The 1,682-nt window shown below is 69.5% G+C and carries 1 protein-coding gene and 1 pseudogene; one reads left to right on the top strand and one right to left on the bottom strand.

Translation table 11 applies throughout. The annotated features are described in order from the left end of the window. A pseudogene (locus tag LCE31_RS41595) lies at positions 1–354 on the top strand (transposase); the annotation flags it as partial. A gap of 18 nt (positions 355–372) precedes the next feature. On the opposite strand, the gene LCE31_RS39470 reads toward LCE31_RS41595, so the two are convergent. Continuing rightward, complete coding sequence (locus LCE31_RS39470) at positions 373–1,251, bottom strand: aminoglycoside phosphotransferase family protein (protein ID WP_225023099.1); 879 nt, start codon at positions 1,249–1,251, stop codon at positions 373–375. Positions 1,252–1,682: the final 431 nt, after the last annotated feature.

The raw sequence follows: 1,682 nt of genomic DNA, 5'->3' as shown, positions 1-1,682 counted from the left end.
TGGCCATCGAGCAGGGCCAGAAGCCCATGTCCATCGTGATCACGGCTGGACAGCGCGGAGACTCCCCGCAGTTCGAACCCGTCTTGAAAAAGGTCCGTGTCACCCGCCTGGGCGTCGGCCGCCCCCGCACCCGGCCCAACCGGGTCCGCGCCGACAAGGCGTACGCGTCCCGCAAGAACCGCGCCTACCTGCGCCGACGCGGTATCTGCTGCACCATCCCGGACAAGGCCGACCAGGCCCGCAACCGCAAGAAGCTCGACTCTCGCGGCGGTCGGCCGCCCAAGTTCGACGCGGAGGACTACAAGGCTCGGCATGCTCGAGTGCGGCATCAATCGCCGTGGGGCGAGGCGATCTCATCCTGGAGGACGACGGCTACTCCAGCACTGCGCGGAAGGTGCGCTCGCCGATGCTGCGCATCAGCGGGTTGTCCGCTGAGTGCGTCAGGAAGACCAGGGACAGGGCAAGCGCCCACCCGCGGGCCCGCTCCCGGGTCGCGTCGTCCGCGTGGCCGTACGCCTGTCGAAGGGCGGCACGCTGCTCTGCGGTGAACAGCATCCAGGCCACGGACAGGTCGCTGGCGGGGTCGCCGGAGGTGATGTCACCGAAGTCGATCACGGCGCTGATCCGGCCGCGGTCGACAAGGATGTTGGCCGGGTGCAGGTCCCCGTGCAACCAGAGCGGCGGCCCGTCCCAAACAGGCGTAGCGGCAGCCGTCTCCCAGACTCGCAGTGCGGTGGCGCGGTCGGCCGGATCGACGTGCGCCAGCCTGGTCAGGACGCCCTCGGCGCGTCCGGCGAGCGGAATACCGCGAAACGAATTGACGGGCGCCTCCGAAGAGGCTGGGATGTGCAGTGCGTCAAGGAATCCGCCGAGTGCCACCGCGGCCGACCAGGGGTCGTCGGGCGCCGATCGCGCCGCGATCCGGCCCGGGAGAAACGGCACGACGCTCCAGGACCACGGGTACTGAGCAGTCGCCTGACCGATACGCACCGGCGCCGGCACAGGCAATGGCAGGCAGCTGGCCAACTCCGGCAACCACCGCTGCTCGTGCGCGACGAGCTCGGCGGCCATGGCGCGCCGCGGCAACCGGACGAGGAACTCCTCGCCAAGCCGACACACAAGGTTGTCCCAGCCGTTGGCCAGCACGTCGACCGGCAAGTCCGCCAGGTCAGGGTGCTGCTCGTCGAGCAGACGGCGCACCAGCTCGACAGAGACTGGAACCTCCGCGGCGGGCATTCGGTGAACTGTCACAGCGAGAACCCTACGGCTGTGCCGCAGCCCGCTTGGAGGCCAAAGAGGGAAATGGCAGCGCCACGTAGAGCGATCCCATGATCCGCCGGACAGGCCCTAGCGCCGCGGGTGGGTGCCTTCTCGGCGAGGGAGCGGGCCGAGCTGAGGAGCCTGGGGACGCCGATCGTGAGGATGGCGAGGGACCGCTGAGCAGCCACTGCCGCTGGGGCTTCTTCGCGGGGATCATGCGGACCACTCTGACACGGCCTCGGGCCACTCCCGGTGCCCGGTACCGAGCTGTCTGCGCGGTCCCGGCGGGGCGCCCCGGCCACCGATAAGGCCCTGTCCGAGGTGGTGATCGGGCAGTTCGCCCGGGGCAGACAAGCAAGATCGCGGAAAGACTGGCCAACGGGTGCGAGGGCATGTCAACGTAGACGACCTTGCTGGAAACC

Origin of the sequence: Streptomyces sp. 8L, from assembly GCF_020176795.1 — a bacterium.
In the GTDB taxonomy this organism is placed as follows: domain Bacteria; phylum Actinomycetota; class Actinomycetes; order Streptomycetales; family Streptomycetaceae; genus Streptomyces.
Note: the sequence above shows the minus strand (reverse complement) of the source record. Positions and strands in the feature narration are given on the sequence as shown.